The 18,722-nt window shown below is 44.0% G+C and carries 17 protein-coding genes; 6 read left to right on the top strand and 11 right to left on the bottom strand.

Annotated elements, in window-relative coordinates:
* Positions 1–54: 54 nt before the first annotated feature.
* From AAE02nite_RS06915 to mnmE, 5 genes are all read left to right on the top strand, one after another.
* Complete coding sequence (locus tag AAE02nite_RS06915; RefSeq protein WP_146896325.1) at positions 55–1,053, top strand: 3-oxoacyl-ACP synthase III family protein; 999 nt, start codon at positions 55–57, stop codon at positions 1,051–1,053.
* 196 nt (positions 1,054–1,249) lie between these two features.
* Entirely contained in the window at positions 1,250–1,906 is a 657-nt protein-coding gene (locus AAE02nite_RS06920; RefSeq protein WP_146896327.1) for a metal-dependent transcriptional regulator, read from the top strand.
* Positions 1,907–1,949: 43 nt separating this feature from the next.
* Positions 1,950–3,830: an Nramp family divalent metal transporter gene (locus AAE02nite_RS06925; protein ID WP_146896329.1), complete on the top strand. Its 1,881-nt coding sequence runs from the start codon at positions 1,950–1,952 to the stop codon at positions 3,828–3,830.
* Positions 3,831–4,172: 342 nt separating this feature from the next.
* Entirely contained in the window at positions 4,173–4,709 is a 537-nt protein-coding gene (locus AAE02nite_RS06930) for a thioredoxin family protein (protein ID WP_146896331.1), read from the top strand.
* A gap of 10 nt (positions 4,710–4,719) precedes the next feature.
* A complete protein-coding gene (gene mnmE / locus AAE02nite_RS06935; RefSeq protein ID WP_146896333.1) occupies positions 4,720–6,102 on the top strand; it encodes a tRNA uridine-5-carboxymethylaminomethyl(34) synthesis GTPase MnmE in 1,383 nt (460 codons plus the stop codon).
* A 209-nt stretch (positions 6,103–6,311) separates the two neighbouring features.
* On the opposite strand, the gene AAE02nite_RS06940 is transcribed toward mnmE, so the two are convergent.
* The 11 genes from AAE02nite_RS06940 to AAE02nite_RS06990 form a co-directional block, all read right to left on the bottom strand.
* Positions 6,312–7,268: an adenylate/guanylate cyclase domain-containing protein gene (locus AAE02nite_RS06940; RefSeq protein ID WP_146896335.1), complete on the bottom strand. Its 957-nt coding sequence runs from the start codon at positions 7,266–7,268 to the stop codon at positions 6,312–6,314.
* A gap of 403 nt (positions 7,269–7,671) precedes the next feature.
* Positions 7,672–8,334 carry an NADPH-dependent FMN reductase gene (locus AAE02nite_RS06945; protein WP_246150843.1) on the bottom strand — a complete coding sequence of 221 codons (663 nt, stop codon included), beginning with the start codon at positions 8,332–8,334 and terminating at the stop codon, positions 7,672–7,674.
* Between the two features lie 247 nt (positions 8,335–8,581).
* Complete coding sequence (locus AAE02nite_RS06950; RefSeq protein ID WP_246150845.1) at positions 8,582–10,174, bottom strand: carboxylesterase/lipase family protein; 1,593 nt, start codon at positions 10,172–10,174, stop codon at positions 8,582–8,584.
* A 185-nt stretch (positions 10,175–10,359) separates the two neighbouring features.
* Entirely contained in the window at positions 10,360–10,761 is a 402-nt protein-coding gene (locus AAE02nite_RS06955) for a (R)-mandelonitrile lyase (RefSeq protein WP_146896339.1), read from the bottom strand.
* Positions 10,762–10,794: 33 nt separating this feature from the next.
* Complete coding sequence (locus AAE02nite_RS06960; RefSeq protein WP_146896341.1) at positions 10,795–11,055, bottom strand: helix-turn-helix domain-containing protein; 261 nt, start codon at positions 11,053–11,055, stop codon at positions 10,795–10,797.
* Positions 11,056–11,515: 460 nt separating this feature from the next.
* On the bottom strand, positions 11,516–13,774 hold the full coding sequence (locus tag AAE02nite_RS06965; RefSeq protein ID WP_146896343.1) for a xanthine dehydrogenase family protein molybdopterin-binding subunit: 2,259 nt from the start codon (positions 13,772–13,774) through the stop codon (positions 11,516–11,518).
* Between the two features lie 10 nt (positions 13,775–13,784).
* Positions 13,785–14,252: a (2Fe-2S)-binding protein gene (locus tag AAE02nite_RS06970; RefSeq protein WP_146896345.1), complete on the bottom strand. Its 468-nt coding sequence runs from the start codon at positions 14,250–14,252 to the stop codon at positions 13,785–13,787.
* Between the two features lie 295 nt (positions 14,253–14,547).
* Positions 14,548–15,033, bottom strand: coding sequence for a cyclophilin-like fold protein (locus tag AAE02nite_RS06975; protein ID WP_146896347.1), 486 nt, complete (start codon positions 15,031–15,033; stop codon positions 14,548–14,550).
* A 193-nt stretch (positions 15,034–15,226) separates the two neighbouring features.
* A complete protein-coding gene (locus AAE02nite_RS06980) occupies positions 15,227–15,712 on the bottom strand; it encodes a cupin domain-containing protein (RefSeq protein WP_146896349.1) in 486 nt (161 codons plus the stop codon).
* 35 nt (positions 15,713–15,747) lie between these two features.
* Entirely contained in the window at positions 15,748–16,857 is a 1,110-nt protein-coding gene (locus AAE02nite_RS06985; protein WP_146896351.1) for an alpha/beta hydrolase, read from the bottom strand.
* Positions 16,858–16,907: 50 nt separating this feature from the next.
* On the bottom strand, positions 16,908–17,477 hold the full coding sequence (locus AAE02nite_RS06990; protein ID WP_146896354.1) for a sugar O-acetyltransferase: 570 nt from the start codon (positions 17,475–17,477) through the stop codon (positions 16,908–16,910).
* 116 nt (positions 17,478–17,593) lie between these two features.
* On the opposite strand from AAE02nite_RS06990, the gene AAE02nite_RS06995 reads away from it, so the two are divergent.
* A complete protein-coding gene (locus AAE02nite_RS06995; protein ID WP_146896356.1) occupies positions 17,594–18,424 on the top strand; it encodes a helix-turn-helix domain-containing protein in 831 nt (276 codons plus the stop codon).
* The last annotated feature ends 298 nt before the right edge of the window (positions 18,425–18,722 follow it).

Below are 18,722 nucleotides of genomic sequence, written 5' to 3' on the forward strand. Positions count from 1 at the left end.
TAGCCTAAATTTAGATTTAAATTTTCTATATTTGTTCTCATAAACCAAAATAATATGAGACGTGCTAAAATTTCTGGCGTAGGCCACTATGTACCCGAACGGGTGGTTACTAACTATGATTTGGAAAAAATCATGGCTACCTCTAACGAATGGATCATCGAAAGGACTGGCATTCAGGAACGACGGTATTTTCAGGAAGGCACCGACACCACGGCCAACATGGGTACTAAAGCCGCGCGAAAAGCGCTGGAAATGGCCGGGTTGGAACCTAGCAATTTAGACCTGATTATTTTTGCTACGTTGAGTCCCGATTATGTTTTTCCGGGTTCCGGTGTTTTGGTGCAGCGGGAATTAGGTCTGAAAAATATTCCGGCTTTAGACGTACGTAACCAATGTTCGGGCTTTGTTTATGCGCTTTCGGTCGGCGACCAGTTTATTAAAACCGGTATGTACAACCATGTACTGGTCATTGGTTCCGAAATTCATTCTTCGGGTCTGGATTTTACCGATCGTGGTCGGGCCGTATCGGTAATATTCGGCGATGGTGCCGGAGCAGTAGTTTTGTCGCCATCCGAGTCGGAAGACCGCGGTATACTATCGACGCACCTGCACGCCGACGGCGAACTGGCTGAAGAACTAGCCTGCACCTTCCCCACCAGCAATGCCAAGGAAAGACTCACGCACGACATGATTGATAACGGTTCTATTTATCCTTATATGAACGGGCAAACTGTTTTCAAAAATGCGGTAGTTCATTTTCCGGAGGTAATAAACGAGGCTTTGGCGCACAATAATTTACAGGCAACCGACATTGATATGCTGATTCCGCACCAAGCCAATTTGCGGATTACCAGCTTTATTCAGCAGAAAATGGGTTTGCCCGCCGAAAAGGTCTTTAGCAATATTCAACGGTACGGCAATACCACAGCCGCTTCGGTGCCCATTGCTTTAAGCGAAGCTGTGGAGCAGGGCAAAATAAAACCAGGCGATCTGGTATGCCTGGCTGCCTTTGGCAGTGGCTTTACCTGGGCTTCCGCCCTTATCAGGTGGTAAATTTACAGTTAGCAGTAACCAGTGAGCCGTTAGAAGTAACAGGCTTCCACCTGGCTTCGATGTTGACTGATTGTTAATAATTTGACCTTAAGTTCTTCTTTAAAATTGAAAATAGCTGAAAGTACAATGGCAAATGATATCCACTTTAGATTAAGCTTTAACTTTTCATTGATAACTGTTAACTGATAATTGCGAAGTGCATAGCTATACCGAAGAAAATTACATTAAAACCATTTATAAACTTTCTACCGACGGGAAAGATGCGGTAAATACAAATGCTATTGCGGAAGTGCTGCAAACCAAGCCGGCTTCGGTGAGCGATATGCTCAAAAAACTAAGCAGTAAAAATATAATTCATTATGTGAAGTACCGGGGTGTTTTCCTCACCCCCGAAGGCAACAAAAAAGCTTTGCAGATTATTCGGAAGCACCGGCTTTGGGAAGTTTTCTTAGTAAAAAAATTAAACTTTAGCTGGGACGAAGTACACGAGGTGGCCGAACAAATGGAACACATTCAAAGTCCGTTACTCATTCAGCGTCTCGACGAATATTTAGGATTTCCGAAGCAAGATCCGCACGGCGACCCAATTCCGAACGAAAAAGGAGAAATAAACCAAAATCAGCAAAGGCTGGCTGCCGACCTGGAAATAAACGAAAGCGGCGTAGTAGTAGGCGTAAAAGATACCCAACCAGCCTTTTTGCAGCACCTGAATAAAATAGGTATTTACCTGGGAGCCCGCTTACAGGTGCTGGACAAGGTAGAATACGATAAGTCGATGGAAGTAAGTATAGAAGATAATAAAAGCGTTTTGATATCCGCCGAAGTTTCCAAAAATATTTTTATATCGGCCTGAGCAAGGACTGCATTGTACCAAAATATTACACAAGTTAAACACCATGCTTAACCGGACAAATGTTGGTAGTAAATCGCTCGAGGAAGTTAATGCTTCGGTAGATACTACAGTTCAGAAAGGTTTTTTCAGAAAGCTGCTTTCGTTTATGGGGCCAGCCTACCTGGTTAGTGTGGGTTACATGGACCCCGGCAACTGGGCTACCGATATTGCCGGTGGCAGCCAGTTCGGCTACAAATTAATCTGGGTTTTGCTGATGTCGAACATTATGGCATTGCTACTGCAAAGTTTAAGTGCCCGATTAGGCGTAGTCAGGGGTTTAGATTTGGCCCAGGCTTCCCGCGAAACGTACCCTAAATTTATTAATATACCGCTTTATTTCCTGGCCGAGATTGCCATTGCGGCTTGCGATTTAGCCGAGGTGCTGGGCATGGCCATTGGCTTGCAATTGTTATTTGGCATTCCGCTGCTGTGGGGCGTTACCATTACCGTACTCGATACCTTCTTGTTATTGTTTCTGATAAACCAGGGCATGCGCAAAATGGAGGCGTTTATTCTAGCATTAGTGAGTATTATCGGGTTTGCCTTTGTTATGGAAATGATATTTGCCAAACCCGATATGGGTGCTTTGGTGCAGGGCTTTATTCCGACCATCCCGAATAATGAAGCTTTGTATATTGCTATTGGTATTATTGGGGCAACGGTAATGCCGCATAATTTGTATTTGCATTCGTCGCTGGTACAGAGTCGTAAGTTTGAACGCAGCGCTTTAGGTATTCGACGGGCGCTTAAATTTAATTTTATTGATTCGGCCATAGCCTTAAACCTGGCATTTTTTGTAAACGCAGCTATTCTTATTCTGGCAGCATCGGCCTTTTACCGCAACGGCCACGTGAACGTTTCCGAAATAAAAGACGCCCACCAGTTTCTGGCCCCCATGCTGGGCACCGAATGGGCACCTATTTTATTTGCGGTAGCTCTGATTGCGGCCGGCCAAAGTTCTACCCTAACCGGTACGCTGGCCGGGCAAATTGTGATGGAAGGTTATTTAAACCTGCGCATACAGCCCTGGTTACGCCGCATGATTACCCGTTTAATTGCTGTAATTCCGGCCTTCTTTGTTATTTTATATTACGGCGAAGACGAAACCGGGCGTTTATTAATATTTAGTCAGGTTGTTTTAAGCTTACAATTGGGCTTTGCCGTAATACCGCTTATTCATTTTGTAAGCAATAAATACAAGATGGGCGAATTTGTCATTGGGCTGAAAACCCGCCTGGCCGCCTGGGTAATTGCTACCACCATTGTTATTCTTAACGCCAAATTGGTATTCGACCAGGTGATGGAATGGGTTACAACCAGTTCCAATCCTATGCTTATTTGGCTGTTGGTTGTTCCTGCCATTTTAGCCGCCTTCCTGTTGCTGTTGTATATAACTTTTCAGCCGCTTGTTTCCAAGGTTATGAGCCGGAATTTGGCGGGTGTTGCACCCACGTTACCTTACCAGCACCAGGAAAAACCGGCTTACCGCCGAATTGCTATTAGCCTCGATTTTTCTAAAGTAGACGAAAACGTAATTAACAGCGCGTTGGCCATTGGCACCAAAGAAGCAGAATATTTGTTAATTCATGTGGTAGAAACGGTAGGTGCGCACGTATTCGGCAACCAAACCCACGATTTAGAAACAAAAACCGACTCCAGCCATTTGCAGCAATATGCCACCGAACTAAGGCAGCAAGGTTTTCGGGTTTCGGTGGAATTAGGCTTTGGCAACCCAAAACGCCGCATTCCGACTTTGGTAAAAAGTTTTAAAGCTGATTTATTAGTAATGGGCTCGCACGGCCACCGCATGATGAAAGACGCAATTTTCGGAACCACTATTGATGCTGTGCGGCATACCGTAAAAATTCCGGTTTTAATTATTTGAGGAAATTAAAATATTAGTGGCTTAAATCTTGTTCAAAGAGAAAAGCTTTACGTTAGTTTAGAAATATTATTCGTTAGTGACTAGGATCAGTTTACGTTAATAATATCAGCGATGGGATAATGATGCAACCAAATATAGCCCAATATTTGCCTGCTAAATTTTTCAGACGCTGGACCCCATCTCTGTCATTCAGGCGGAAACTTGTTAGTAACCTGCAAACAAGTTTCCGCCTGAATGACATAAGTGAATTAGATTAATTTATAAACTAATTTAATTTTACAGAAGGATTATTTTTTTAGGCTGCGGTATTCAGCTTTAAAATATTGAATTATAATTAAAATAATGAAAAACTTTTCGCTGCGAGCTTTTACGGGTTTATTTTGCCTGCTCCTGCTACTGGGCAGCTTTACAAGTAAGCCTCCGAAAAAAGGAAAAATAAATTGGTTAACCTTGGAGGAAGCGGCTGCTCTGAATAAAAAAGAGCCCCGTAAAATGGTAATAGATGTTTACACCGATTGGTGCGGCTGGTGCCGGAAAATGGACCAGAGTACTTTTTCGAATCCGGAGGTTGCCGATTATGTAAATAAAAATTTTTACGCGGTAAAACTCGATGCTGAGGGTAAAAAGCCCATTACCATTAATGGTAAAACCTATAATTACAATGCGCAATACCGGTCGCATGAGGTGGCAATTACTTTGCTGAGTGGTCAGATGAGTTACCCGTCTACGGTTTACCTCGACGAGCAAATGAAAATACTGGCGCCGGTTCCCGGTTACCTCGATGTGCCGGCTTTTAAAGAAATATTAATTTATTTCGGGGAAAACCATTACAAGAAAAAAACTTTTCAGGAATACACGGCCGCAGCGGCTAAAAAATAAAACTAAGTTCTTGTATTATTCTACTAATTCTCCTGACACGATTGTTGCTTTGGCTACAGCTTCCGGCAAAGGCGCTATTGCCGTTGTTCGTTTATCGGGCCCCGAAGCAATAAATATTACAAATAAAATATTCCATGGCAAAAACCTGGATCAGCAATCCTCACACACCTTGCACTTTGGCACCATCCGCGACAACGGCCGGGTGCTGGACGAAGTAGTAGTTTCGCTGTTTAAGGCACCCCACTCCTACACCAAAGAAAACGTAGTAGAAATTTCCTGCCACGGCTCCGATTATATTGTAGAACAAATTATCCGGCTTACGCTGCAGCACGGCGCCCGGCTGGCTCAAGCCGGCGAATTTACTAAACGCGCTTTCCTGAACGGGCAACTGGATTTAGCTCAGGCCGAAGCGGTAGCGGATTTAATCGCTTCTGATTCCCGGTTGTCGCACGAAGTAGCCATGAAACAAATGCGGGGCGGCTTTTCCCAGGAAATAAAAAACCTCCGGGCGCAGCTTATTCACTTTGCTTCTATGATAGAACTGGAACTGGATTTTAGCGAAGAAGACGTGGAGTTTGCCGACCGCAGTGCTTTACAAAACTTGATTTATAATATTCAGAAACTTATCCGGGATTTATTGAAGTCGTTTGAATTTGGCAATGTAATCAAACACGGCGTGCCGGTGGTAATTGTAGGTAAACCCAATGCCGGTAAATCTACCTTGCTTAACGTGTTGCTGAACGAAGAAAAAGCTATTGTTTCGGATGTAGCCGGTACCACGCGCGATTTTATAGAGGACGAAATTTCGATAGAAGGCATCAGTTTCCGGTTTATCGATACCGCCGGTTTGCGCGAAACCACCGACAAGGTAGAAGCCATTGGCGTGGAGCGCACGCTGAAAAAAGTAGAAGAAGCCTCCCTTGTTATTTATTTATTTGATATTGCTACCACTTCGTCGCAGGAGTTGGACCAGGAAATTAAAGCTTTGGCGCTGGATGAAAATACCGCTCTGCTGGCAGTTGCGAACAAAATAGACACGGTAGGTAGTGCTAGCTTAGAAGCTTACCACGCAATTGCCGATACCATTGCCATATCGGCTTCTGAAAAAGAAGGCATCGAAACCCTGAAGCAAAACCTACTGGAAAAAGTAAGAGGCAACCAACTCGATACCAGCGATCAAACCATTGTAACTAACCTGCGCCACTACGAAAACCTCCAGCAAACTTACACTGCCCTCGACGACGTACTTACCGGCATCAGCAGTGGCATCAGCAGCGATTTTTTAGCGGCTGATATCCGGAGAGCACTCTATGCCCTCGGCCAGATTACCGGCGAGATAACTACGGATGACTTGCTGGATAATATTTTTAGTAAGTTTTGTATTGGGAAGTAAAACCTGAAAGCAGATGAGAATAATTTATTTTTCAGGTGATAACACCTGAAATAGCTAAAAGCTAATTACAATCTGATTCATTTTGTGGTGCTTCTAAGTCATTTCGCAGCCGAGTATTGTACCAATAACTCTCCACAATTAATTGATATTGTTGATCATCATAATCAGAAAAAGAGCATTGGCGAATAGCAGAAGATACAGACTGAGAATCAGGTTATACTTGGTGCAGGCATTGATTGCTTTAACTCGTAAGGGTTCCCTATCAGTTTTACCTCATAGGCAGTACTTACACCTTTCAAGTTCAGGTAGCTGCAACCAACTGCATAAGGTGGGTTCTTTAGTAAACGGTAAGCCAGCGCTGAGATAACAAAGCTATTGTTTAGTTCTTTGGTGGCAGCTTGTAACCGGGCTGCAATATTTACCGGGTAGCCCATCACAGTCAGGTTATTACTTAGCCCAATACCCACGTTTCCTACGATTACTTTGCCTACATGCACGCCAATGCCTACCTCAAAGGTATGGTTAAAATAGGGGCGCATATAAGTATTATTAAATATTTTAATGTCTTCCATAATTTTCAGGCCAGCCAGCACAGCCGCCTCGGCAGCTTGCTTTATTTTACTACCAAGCCCAAATACGGCGTACAGTCCGTCTCCGGCGGTGTCTATGATCTCACCATTATACTGGGTTATGGCATTCTGAAAAAGCGCGAAGATTCTGCGCATGATGTGGATGACATCGAACGGAAGACTAGCCTCTATAAACGGGGTAAAGTTGCGGATGTCAATAAAGAAAAGCGCTAGCTTGCGCTGCTCTCCCATTACTGTTTTCGTGTCAACCTCATTGCTATCAATAAAAATATAACGGTCGGTTTCGTCGCGTATCAACCGATGTATTTCTATCCCCTCCCCTCTCACGTAGGATTGGCAGGCCAGACGTACATTATCCGGAAATTTCTTTACCCGTTTAATAGCTTGCTCATAAATGGTGGCCGGTGTTAGCTTTTCCGGGCCTTGCAAAACCAGTACACGACAAGTGGTGCATTGTCCTTTTCCCCCGCAGGCGTGGTAGTGAGGTATACCGGCAGCCAATGATGCGTGTAGCAGCGTTTGACTCTCTTCTACAGGTATTACCTTTTCGCCTTTAAAATTTACATGGTAAGCCATTGATAAATATAGCTATATTATTCTTTAATGCGCTTACCGGCTTTAGCATATATCAGATACGGTTACTCCAGGTGTTTTTCTAGGTAAGACTGCAGTTATAGGCAGAGCCGAATCAATGTAGATTATTAACGGCTACGTGCTCCGGCACCTATTTGCGCCTGGTGGTATCTATACCCCAACCAGGCAGTTGTTACGGTACTTGGGCACGAATTATGGTTGTCAGGCTATGCTGACGTTTATAGCTTATTAAACTTACGCTCAACCTTTCTTATCCTATGCGCATTCCCGACATACATCTTAAGCAGCACAATAACTTACGGACATTCTTCAAAATGCCTGCTAGCCCGGTTAAAAGTAATACTAGTTGCGATTACACGCAGAAAAACACTGATTTTAAGAATCTTTACTCTACCCGCTCGGTTTCCTGTGCTGTTTTCTCTCCCAGAAACTCCACCCAAGCTTTTTTAATGCAAGGATAGTGTTTAGATGCTTCCACCAAACTCATGAACCCTACCAGGTTATTTTCAAAGCGTTTGGCCAGCGTTTCATCATTTAAGTTGCCATTTTCATCAAAAGCATTTTGAGCTGTGGCTAAAGAAAACATATCTGGGTATACCCTGGTGCCGAGGTGTTCAAAGGGAACTCGCAAGGACCAGAGCCCCCGGTTACCGCCAGCCATAGAAGGAGATGCAGACATTAATAAGGCATGATGTTGGTGGAAAGGCTGCGGGCGAAAACGCGAAACCCAATCTATCACATTTTTTAGAAACCCGGGCATAGAGCCATTATACTCCGGTGATGAAATAATGAAAGCATCGTTTGCCAATATGCGTTGCCGAAACGCTTCCGCACCTTTCGGATGGTAATTGTCTACTTCCAATTCCTGGTTAAAAGAAGGGCAATCAAACTCGTTCATGTCGGCAAAGTCTACTTGGCCGCCATTTTTTTCAATGACAAGGGCCGCTAATTTTGCTAACTTTGTATTAAGCGAACCTCTTCTCAGAGATGCCGAAAAAACAAGAAAGCTAGTTTGTCCTTGTCCGCTATTCATTTGTTGCGCTTCCATCAGATAAGTTTTAGGTTTATTTTATTACAAAGCCCTGCCAATCACTGCGTCTTTTACATTAATCAGTTACGTATAATATTCCAGTTAGTCGCTTAAAAGCAAAACATTGTAGCCATAGTTTGCTAAGTGTTTGCTTTGCTTTAGTTATCCCCTTCGTTTACCGAAGGAGGCGGAAGGAAGGTAGCTACCAACAGCAATTACTCCGGCCCTCCCATCAGGGCCAAAGAACCATCTAACCGTAACTGGCTTAATTTAGTGTTTTCCCAATAGAGCGCCACATTTCTACTTCTTCTTTAAACCTATTATTTATTACTTCCAACTCCGTATCAATGCGCATGGTGGCTCGGTCTTTTAAATTATAAGCCGGCCAGGTCGGGGCATTCTTGGCGGCGGGTTTGCCCGTGCGGGCAAAGGTCGTCCATAATTCGGCAAAGTTGTGGGAAGCGGTAAATCTTTCAGGGCGGTTTCCGCCAAAGAAACTCGGCTTTGTCGGCTCGCCATTTTTGGGGGGTACCTCATTATTAAACTTGAAGGAAATATCCATGGCGTGCGGTGTTCCCATGGCATAATCCGTACCCGGTATTTTGTTTTCTGATTTATAGCCAAAGTTGTATAAGTAAACCGGGGCGCCGTTTTGCCTGGCTTTCTTTTCGGCAATGTCTATAGAACCCAGGCCCATCATGGTGATGGAAGAAATAGCCACAAAAATATCGGGGGCCGTGGCGTTGGGTCGGGCTTGCCGGTAAGTGGCTATAATTTTTTTAGTATCTGGCCCATACTGCGGTTCTAATTTTTTATGCAAACCCTCAAAATCCATTTTAAAAGAATCGGCATCTTTTCTTTCCCAGGCAAAAAATGTGTATTCGTCTTCGTTCCAGCCCACTAACAAAGGCTTGTTTCTTGAGATTGCCGGCGCACCCGGGTCGAAAGGGTGATTGGGAAGGGCTTTGCCGTCCACCACGGGTCCAAACCCACCGGCATTGCGGCGCATCGTTCCCTGATTTTTATTTTTTTCCTGAAAAGGTGGCACAAACGGCAATTTTGCCTGCATATTTAATAAATCCGAAGCGGGCACTTCTAATATCTTCTGCCAGTTGTTAACCGGTATATTCAATTCATTAAATAATTGCAAGGTATTTTCATGCGCGGTGTCTTTATCCATCATGCGCACACCCGGACCACTTTCGATGGACGCTTTATTGAAATACGGAGCTGCCGCAGGCATCGCATAAAGACAAGATGTTTTTGCCCCACCGCCGGACTCACCCCAAATCATCACATTATTCGGATCGCCGCCAAATTGCGCGATGTTTTTGTTTACCCATTTTAAACCATCAATAATATCTAATAATCCCATATTGCCCGAGCCGGCATACTCTGGTCCGGCAATTTCATCCAGGTATAAAAATCCTAATAACCCTAAACGGTGGTTCGTTTCCACTACTACCACATCGAAGTTGCGGGCTAAGTTGGCCCCGTCCTGGCCGGCAGAACCGCCGGAACCAATTACAAAACCGCCCCCATGGTTGTAAAACATAACCGGTCGTTTTTTATTATCGTTGGCCGGGGTCCAGACATTCAGAAATAGGCAGTCTTCGGATGGCTCCGGCTCATTTCTTCTGGGGGCTTGGATAGCCGGTGCGCCCAGGGTAAGTGCCTCCCTTACGCCCGTCCAAGGCTGGAGCTTGGCTGGTCGTCGGAACCGTCTTTCGCCGGAAGTTCTTCCGGCATAAGGAATGCCTTTAAATATGTTTACACCCTCGGTGCGATAGCCTTTAATTTTACCATAACTGGTTTCTGTTTCTACAAATTCTTCTACCAAGGAGGGTTTGGAAATCAAAAAGGATGAAGCATTTAATTTACTTGAGATTGCCGTTCCTACCGCGGCTAAGGATAATTGAGACAAAAATTGTCGTCTTTTGATGCCATTCATATTTTTGATTTTGCTAGAATTTTAACGAAAGATACCACTGAAAAAATTGTTTCCCTTACCCTTAGAACAGGAAACGTAAGCTTTGAAGCCTTTTATTTAGAAATATTATACTGCTCGTCGCTGACCTTTTCTAACCAATCAACCGGATTACCATTAAGACTTTCCTGAATAGCGATGTGCGTCATGGCGGTAGTGGCCGTGGCGCCGTGCCAATGTTTCTCTCCGGGCGGAAACCAAATAACATCGCCGGGCCGGATTTCTTCAATGGGGCCACCCTCGCGCTGCGCCCAACCACAACCGGACGTGACAATCAAGGTCTGGCCGAGCGGATGCGTGTGCCAAGCGGTGCGGGCTCCGGGTTCGAAAGTGACCTGGGTACCGCCAGCCCGCGCCGGGTCATTTGCCTGAAACAAGTAATCAATCCGAACAGTCCCGGTAAACCAATCTTCCGGACCTTTTTGCGAAGGCTGCGTACCAACTCTTTTAATCTCCATAATAATTAATTTTTAACCGGGTCATTTCATAGTTTAACGTGGCAAAGGTTGCTTGCGACGTTCGTACAAGATTTTATTTCCATCAACTTGCTTCTCCTTCAGCTCAATCGTAAAATCATAATTTAGCGCACCAGCTATTTTTTGCACCGTTTCAATAGTCACATTTTGGGTACCAGATTCTATGCGAGTAATCACCTGCCTGGTCACACCAATAATTCCGGCAAGATCCTTTTGGATTAAGCCTAATCCTTTACGGGCTGCTCGTAACTGTTTTGCCAGAACATCAGATTCCATTTTGAATTTTACACCTAATCTATAAACCAACTTTTTAAGCCCACATTCTCAGGAAAAGTATAGCTGTTATTTCTTGCTATTTAAACTGTCACTTACACTGGTAGAAGTATCACTCATCATTACACCTACCGGGTTGGTGCTATCAGTGGTTGAGGGAGGCGTCGTGCTGCTAACATCGGTAGTGCTGTCCGAATCGGTTGAACTTTCATTTCTAGTTCCACAGGCCGTGAAAACCCCAGCTATAGTAAGAACAAATAAAATCTTCTTCATATAGTATTTATTTACTAATGTTAGTCAATATGAAATGATTAAAATAATCCAGACCATTACTGTCATTCAGCAGGAAACTTGCTAGCAGATAACCAACAAGTTTCCTGCTGAATGACAGTTTTCACCTCCCTTAGCCAAAGAATTTTAATTTAATCATTTAGTATTTATTTACTTTCAGAAATGGTCTTTCTTAAACAGGTTGCTCATTAACCTGAAGGAAAGGTTGGTCATATTCCCGCTTGCCTGTCGCTTTGTACAATGCATTCGCCAGGGCCGCAAAAATGGGTGGAAATAATGGTTCGCCCAGACCGGTCGGATTTTCTTCACTTTTTACAAAATGAATCTCAATTGCTTTGGGCGCCTCGCTGTGCCGGATTAGCCGGTATTTGTCGAAGTTATTTTTCTGAGGCACTCCATCCTGAAAAGTCATTCCGCCATAAAGGGCATTGCCAATACCATCAATTATTCCTCCTTGCCCCATGTTGATAGCAGCATCCGGGTTTACCACTACCCCGCAGTCAACAGCGGCATATACTTTTTCCACCACGGGTTTGTTTTCCTGCATCGACAAATCAATTACCTCGGCCACGTAAGTATTATGACAAAAGTAAGCGGAAACGCCCCGATGAACATTTTTCTTCGTTTGTTTCCAGTCGGACTTGTCCCGCACCAATTTCAATACGCCGGCATACCGGTCCGGGTCGTAATTGTTTTCCTTTCCCACGGGCTTGTTCTTGGCCCGGTCAAAAAGTTCGAGGCGAAAATCTATCGGGTCCTTACCCGCCAGCTCCGCTACTTCGTCCAGGAAGGACTGCTCGGCCCCGCCCAGGAAATTGGACCGGGGTGCCCGGAATGTACCCATCGTGATGTTGGAGTTCAGCACCCACTCCTCGGCTAAGTAATTATCCACGGCACCGGCCGGAAAACGATTTTGCGCCCAGCCAAGAGGGCCTTCGGGAATACCACCGGCTTTTATGGAGTAAGCAATCAGATTGCCTTTTTCATCTAAACCGGCTTTATAGGTGGCCATGTAAGTTGGGCGATAAATGCCATAAGTCATATCATCCTCGCGGGTGTACACCAACTTTACCGGGGCCTTCATTTTTTGGGAAATAATGGCGGCCTCTAACAAATGGTGCCCGTAAGACCGTTGCCCAAAACCACCGCCCATGCGGGCCAACCGGATGTGAATCTTTTCCTTAGGCAATCCCAGGCGGGTACTAAGCCCGGCCACCACAAATTCCGGTATCTGAATGGGCCCGTATATTTCCGCTTTGTCTGCCGTAACGTGCGCAAAACAGTTCACGGGTTCCATGGTATTGTGGGCCAGGAAAGGAGCCGAATACGTACGCTCAATTACTTTAGCTGCTTTTTTAAAGGCACCTGCCGGGTCACCGTCTTTACGCAGAATGGTTCCGGGCTTTTCCGCCATTTCGGCCATTAACTTTTTGTGCTGCGCAGTGCTCTCCAAACCAGCCGGAACGGTAACGGTTTTTTTACCTCCGCCAAAATTATTTATTACAAAATTGCTTTCCTTGGTATTTTCCCATTCCACTTTTAAAGCCTTTTTGGTCTGCATTACCTCCCAAGTGGTATTTCCCACCACTACGGCCAATTGGTTAAAAGAAGTTATATCGAAAGCCTGGCGTTCAAACTCCTCATCAAAGAGTTTGATGGTAAATACGTCTTTAATGCCCGGCATGGACTTGGCGGCACTATCCTCTACCGATTTTATTTTCTGACCGAAGGCTGGCGGATGGACAATCATGGCGATTAACATGCCTTCGTGTTTGTAATCCAGGCTGAACAAGGGTTTACCGGTTACAATATTGAAGCCTTCTACGTTCCGCTTTGATTTACCAATAATTTTAAAATCTGCTGCTTTTTTCAGGGAAACTTCTTTGGGTACCTCCAGTTTGGCGGCCTGAGAAGCCATTTCGCCGTAACCGGCTTCTTTGCTGCTCTTCTGGTGGTGTAAAACGCCGTCTTTGGTAGTAATTTCACTGGCCGGTACCTGCCAGGTTTGGGCAGCGGCCTGAATCAGCATTTGGCGGGCGGTTGCGCCGGCGGTGCGCAAAGGTTCCCAAGCCATTTGTATCGAGGTGCTGCCCCCAGTAAACTGGCGTTCGAACCGTTTTATAGAGAAATCAGCCTGCTCAACCACTACGTTTTTCCAGTCTACATCCAACTCTTCTGCGAGCAACATTGGTAGGGAGGTCTTAATATTTTGTCCGAATTCCGGGTTAGGCGAGAATAGCGTAACTAGTCCATTGTCTCCAATTTTTATGTAGCTGTTGAGCTCAAACCATTCTTTCGGGAGGTTCGATACAACTTCCGGGGTGGACTTGCACCCGGTCAGCCAGCTAAAGCTGAGCAGCATGCCACCCCCGGCTAGCGCCGTAACCTTTAAAAAATCGCGCCGGTTTATTCCTTTATTTACAGATGTCATAGCAGGTGGATTAAGATTTGGCGGTTGATTTGGCCGCCGTTTTGATGGCAGCCTTGATGCGGAGGTAAGTAGCACAGCGGCAAATATTACCATTCATCGCCGTTTCAATTTCTGCATCCGTCGGGTTGGGATTGCTTTTTAACAAAGCCGAAGCATTCATGATTTGCCCGGCCTGGCAGTAGCCGCACTGCGCCACATCGTGTTCCAGCCACGCTTGTTGAACCGGGTGGTAGCCTTTCTCAGAAAGCCCCTCGATAGTAGTGATGGCCTGTTCGCCTACCGCCGATACGGGCAATTGGCAAGAGCGCATGGCTACCTCGCCCATGTGAATGGTGCAGGCGCCGCATTGGGCAATGCCGCAACCGTACTTGGTTCCGACCAGGTTCAGGTGGTCCCGTAGCACCCATAACATAGGAGTGGCCGGGTCAACATTTACCTGCTGAACTTTTCCGTTAATTTTTAAGTTAAATGCTGCCAAGGCTTTATATTTTAAAGGTTTACAATAGTGGATTTTAAATTTACGGCTTGCTCAACTATAAAGAGTTAAGGAAATCAAACGATTAATTAAGATATTCAAACTATAATCCAATTACCTTAGGTTATACGTTCCAAGTAGGCAAATCACTAATATTTACTTCCCTATCCTTTAACTTTACTTAAGCTTTGACTGGCAATTAATTACCTCTTTTTTCAATGGTTCAAACACCATTCTTAAGCAGTTTAACGGCAATTAGTTTTTACATTTTCCAACTGCCACCTTTCTACCAAAGCTTTTATTCCAGCTCAAAGGTGATTGTTACATTTCCCGCCCCCAGCGCTGCCGTTAGCCCGGTAATATCCGTAATCCGGCCCAGTTTGGTGTAGCTGTAAGACGTAGAAAATGATTTGTAAAAAAGCACCAAAGTTTTATTACCATAGAGCATTAAATCGCCGGTTTGAATGTTTCCCGGGTTAGCCGCGTTGGTCGGCAAACCATTAGCAAAATCAAAAAATTTCTCATTGCTATTCAGGTCGCGCATATTTATAGTTAAAGGCAACAAAGCTTTAAAAGCCGTGGCGGTGGGATTATCTAATAGGGTGGCGGAAAAGGTGCTGGGGCCGATTTTTATTTTCATTTTACTTCCGGTCGGGTTGGTGTTATCATTTCCATTTATATTCTCCGTATCGGAGTTGTTGGGCGCAGAGGGTTCTTTTTTACAAGAAGCACAACTGGCCGAAATGAATAAAAGCGAAAAAATAATTACCAGGGTATGTTTCATAATAGTTAAATATTGGGCTGTGGTATACAATGTATGAGGGCATTAGGTAAGAGAGATTTGTAGCTTCAACAGGAATAAAACCTTTGTTCTATATGATTTTGAGGCTTCTTAAACGCAAATTTTATATCTCGTTCTAATAATTGATACCCCATCATACATTGTATACCACCACCAAATATTGATTACCTGCACCTTAATTAGCCTTACTGTATTCTTCATCCGAAACCGGGTGCAACCATTTCACAATGCCCTTCTCCGTATTAGAGATAATGTACATTTGTTGTAAGCCGGTATCGGGGCTGGCGCCGTGCCAATGCATCACATTCGGCGGGCATTTTACCACATCACCTTTTTTAATCGTTTGCCGGGGCTGGCCTTTTATCTGGTGATAGCCTACGCCATCGGTAATAACTAGTATTTGCCCGGCCGGATGAATATGCCAGTTGCTCCGGGCACCCGGCTCAAAATAAACGTTGCCTACCAGGGTATTATAAGTAGTGTCATTTGGAACCATGCTATAGGCCCAGGCCTTGCCCGTAAAATTTTCCGCTGGGCCTAATTCCCCTTTCGGGAAAATGGCATTTAAATCAGAAGAGGCAACTTGTTGTTTTTCCTGGGTATCACAACTGATGCTGAACAAGGTAACTAAAGCAAAAACGGCTATTAAGGAATATTTCATCAGGCTATATTTTAGGAAATGAATAATAAATTTACTTACCGAACCACTGCTGCTTTCGCCGTTTCAGTTGCTTTAACCGGTTTCAGGTTTTCGTTGAAGAAGGCAGATAATTTATCAAACGGAATCATATCAGTTTGGTCGTATAAATCAACGTGGCTGGCATTTGGAATAATTACCAACTCTTTGGGTTCGGCGGCTGCTTGGTAAGCATCTTCTGAAAAATAACGGGAATGCGCCTTTTCGCCAGCAATTAATAGAACCGGACGGGGAGATATTTCTTTGATATAAGTCAGCAGCGGCATATTCATGAACGACAGCGGCATAGTAGCTGTCCAAGCGCCATTTGAATTAACCGAGTTGGGATGAAAACCGCGCGGCGTTTTGTAATAATTGAAATAATCCACTACAAATTGGGGTTCGTTGCCTTGCAGTTTTTCCGGTAAATTATTGGTAGACGGGGCCGGTGTGCCCTTCTGGGCATCGGCCCAACGTTGCTGGCTCATTTGTTCCAGTGTTTTGGTGCGTTCTTCTAAAGTCAGCTTGTCAAAATAGCCTTTTGCATTTACCCGCGACATATCATACATGCTGGTGGTAGCAACGGCTTTCACGCGTTTGTCCACGGCCACCGCGTTCAGCGCCATGCCCGCGTAGCCACAAATACCAATAATACCGATGCGGTTCCGGTCAACAGAAGGATGCAGACCTAAAAAGTCTACGGCAGCACTGAAATCTTCGGTATTGATGTCCGGCGAAGCCACATTACGAGGCTCACCACCGCTCTCACCGGTATATGATGGGTCGAACGCAAGCGTAGCAAAACCACGTTCGGCCATGGTTTGGGCATATAATCCCGATGATTGTTCTTTTACCGCCCCAAACGGACCGCTAATCGCCAGCGCCGCTAACGATTGGGAGCCCCGGTTTTTAGGCAGGTATAAATCGGCGGCAATAGTAATGCCATAACGGTTTTTAAAAGTTACTTCCTGGCGGGTAACTTTATCGCTCAATTTAAAAGTATAATAGTCTGATTTCCCAGTCTCTTGCACAGCTTTTGTTCTTTCTAATTTTACTTTTGGTTTTGTTTGGGCAAAAGCCTGTCCCAAAATCATCAGGGATGTAAAGGCTAAAAGGGTTATTTTTTTCATGTTATTTAAAGTTTAATTTGTCCGACCAGCAAGGGTCGAACGGAATGTAATTAATCGATTGTTTTAATAAATTTGGCAGGTACTCCGCCTACAATGGTATTATCCGGAACATCCTTAGAAACCACCGCGCCGGCGGCTACTACAGAATTTTCGCCGATGGTTACTCCTGGTAAAATGGTAGCGTTGGCACCTATCCAGGCATTCTTTTTAATATGGATTTTACCTGCCGTAAGTGTTTGCCTTTCGTTTGGTGAAACTGGATGACCTTCGGACAACAGGCTTACTTTGGGCGCCAGCATAACATTATCTTCAATAGTGATTCCTCCCAGGTCTAAAAAAGTACAATCAAAATTGATAAATACATTTTTCCCGATTTTAGTATTCTTACCATAATTGATTTGAAAGGGTGGGAAAAGGGCAGTAGTCGCATCCACTTCCGAAGCAATTATTTGGCCCAAAAGCTTTCTGATTTCATTTGCATCAGGTTCATTGTTTAATCTAATGAGCAACTTTCTGGTCTCGTTGCAAGCATCTATGATGAGGAAATATTCCGAATCATTAAATGGAACAGCTTCGCCATTTAATAGCCTTTGAAAAATTACGGGGACTTGCGTTTTCATATTGCTTTAACGTTCAGGATTGCAAATTTATTCATTCAAAAGACGCTATTTGTAACACTATTTACGCATATAATGTCAAATTTTTCTTATTATTGCTATTATAGAAATTCATAGGAATGGAAAAAGTAAAAGAGGTAAGCATTATTTTGCTCCAGGCACATAGGCTGGTGGCGTTACCGGAAGATTTCCTGAAACGGTATCATACCCATATCTACTGCCATAGAGGAAGTCTTAGCTTTCTTTTTAATGACCGGTCCTATACCTGTAGCCCCGGCGAATTTGTGTTTTGGTTTGCCGACAGCAAGTTGGCCAATCTCACTTTTTCAAAGAATATTAAAGCAACGGTTTTATTGGTGGAAAAAGATTTCCTATTCGCTAATATTCCAGACCAGAGCTGGAGTATAGATGTGGTATTGCACTCCAAGGAAAACCCGATTTTGCATTTGAACGATAAAACTTACAAGCAAAAAGTGTTATCAAATTTTCAACTCCTGTTCGATAAATTTTCAGAAACAAGTCACCGATTTTATTCTGAGGTATTGAAGCTGCAGATGCAGTTGTTCATTTTGGAAATGTGGCACACGTTTGCGAATGAATATGAACACCGGAAACGAACCTTAGAAAGCGGATCTCTATATGAGCGCTTTATGCAATTGCTACAAGAACATTGTATGAAAGAACGCGAAGTACAATTTTACGCCAATCGGCTCCATATTACCGCTAAGTATTTGAATTATATATGTAAACAAAATACAGATATTACTGCTTCAGAATGGATTCAACGCTATGCCAGAGAAAGGATTATACTTTTATTGCAAAATAAAAAACTGAATATTTCTGAGATTGCCGATGAAATGAATTTTTCAAGTCGCTCCTTTTTCACCAGGTATGTGCGGAAGGTTCTTGGCGTTTCGCCCAAAGAATATCGACAGCGGATGGGAGATTGATAAAGGATATAATGTATTGAAGGACTAATACTTTGAAGGTTGGTCCTTTTTTAAGAAAGTGGTTTAGAAAGATAAAAGTGCCTATTAAAAATAAACTGTTTTAGAAAGTATTTAAGGCGAATAAAATCTGCTGATGATACCAAATATTGGCAGTACCTAAATAAAAGCTAAACAGCAGGTAAAAAAAACGGCGTAAGTTCTGGATATTCGGGTTACGCCAGCCAATAATTGGCATATATGCAAGTACTTAAAGCGCGGCGCTAATGCTGCGCAGAGAAAAGAAATATTGTATAGGCTT

The sequence above is a fragment of the Adhaeribacter aerolatus genome, assembly GCF_007991635.1.
Classification (GTDB): domain Bacteria; phylum Bacteroidota; class Bacteroidia; order Cytophagales; family Hymenobacteraceae; genus Adhaeribacter; species Adhaeribacter aerolatus.

What these genes read in the sequence shown, in the direction of transcription:
- AAE02nite_RS06940 (WP_146896335.1), bottom strand. Translation starts at nt 7,268, where the DNA reads ATGGCTTACCATGTAAATTTTAAAGGCGAAAAGGTAATACCTGTAGAA.
- AAE02nite_RS06990 (WP_146896354.1), bottom strand. Translation starts at nt 17,477, where the DNA reads ATGAAAACGCAAGTCCCCGTAATTTTTCAAAGGCTATTAAATGGCGAA.
- AAE02nite_RS06980 (WP_146896349.1), bottom strand. Translation starts at nt 15,712, where the DNA reads ATGAAATATTCCTTAATAGCCGTTTTTGCTTTAGTTACCTTGTTCAGC.
- AAE02nite_RS06975 (WP_146896347.1), bottom strand. Translation starts at nt 15,033, where the DNA reads ATGAAACATACCCTGGTAATTATTTTTTCGCTTTTATTCATTTCGGCC.
- AAE02nite_RS06955 (WP_146896339.1), bottom strand. Translation starts at nt 10,761, where the DNA reads ATGGAGATTAAAAGAGTTGGTACGCAGCCTTCGCAAAAAGGTCCGGAA.
- AAE02nite_RS06960 (WP_146896341.1), bottom strand. Translation starts at nt 11,055, where the DNA reads ATGGAATCTGATGTTCTGGCAAAACAGTTACGAGCAGCCCGTAAAGGA.
- AAE02nite_RS06995 (WP_146896356.1), top strand. Translation starts at nt 17,594, where the DNA reads ATGGAAAAAGTAAAAGAGGTAAGCATTATTTTGCTCCAGGCACATAGG.
- AAE02nite_RS06930 (WP_146896331.1), top strand. Translation starts at nt 4,173, where the DNA reads ATGAAAAACTTTTCGCTGCGAGCTTTTACGGGTTTATTTTGCCTGCTC.
- AAE02nite_RS06945 (WP_246150843.1), bottom strand. Translation starts at nt 8,334, where the DNA reads ATGGAAGCGCAACAAATGAATAGCGGACAAGGACAAACTAGCTTTCTT.
- AAE02nite_RS06915 (WP_146896325.1), top strand. Translation starts at nt 55, where the DNA reads ATGAGACGTGCTAAAATTTCTGGCGTAGGCCACTATGTACCCGAACGG.
- AAE02nite_RS06925 (WP_146896329.1), top strand. Translation starts at nt 1,950, where the DNA reads ATGCTTAACCGGACAAATGTTGGTAGTAAATCGCTCGAGGAAGTTAAT.
- AAE02nite_RS06985 (WP_146896351.1), bottom strand. Translation starts at nt 16,857, where the DNA reads ATGAAAAAAATAACCCTTTTAGCCTTTACATCCCTGATGATTTTGGGA.
- AAE02nite_RS06965 (WP_146896343.1), bottom strand. Translation starts at nt 13,774, where the DNA reads ATGACATCTGTAAATAAAGGAATAAACCGGCGCGATTTTTTAAAGGTT.